This window comes from Secundilactobacillus odoratitofui DSM 19909 = JCM 15043, assembly GCF_001434895.1.
Classification (GTDB): domain Bacteria; phylum Bacillota; class Bacilli; order Lactobacillales; family Lactobacillaceae; genus Secundilactobacillus; species Secundilactobacillus odoratitofui.
In genome coordinates, this window is record NZ_AZEE01000019.1 from 1 (window position 1) to 360 (window position 360).

At 51.1% G+C, this 360-nt stretch carries 1 protein-coding gene; it reads right to left on the reverse strand.

The window, feature by feature from the left end; all coding sequences use genetic code 11:
• Positions 1-360, reverse strand: a 360-nt coding sequence (locus FD04_RS12590; RefSeq protein ID WP_235805628.1) for an Ig-like domain-containing protein, incomplete at both ends; no start/stop codon positions are given.

Genomic DNA, 360 nt, shown 5'->3' on the forward strand with positions numbered 1-360 from the left:
CTGCCGTCTGGCTTGCTGGTCCCAGTAGCCACTGTGTTACCATCTGGATCCTTGATTGTTACGTTAGTGCTTGGCGTTGTCTGGCCAGTTACCGTGTAATCATCGGTATCCGTATCTTTGGTGATCTTGGCACCAGTTACATCACTTGGTACTGTCACCGTAACTGCTTTTCCGCCGTCCGGCGTAACCGTTAAGGTTTCACCTGGCTTGACAGTCGTACCCGTTACCGGAATATCAACACTGCCGTCTGGCTTGCTGGTCCCAGTAGCCACTGTGTTACCATCTGGATCCTTGATCGTTACGATAGTGCTTGGCGTTGTCTGGCCAGTTACCGTGTAATCATCGGTATCCGTATCTTTG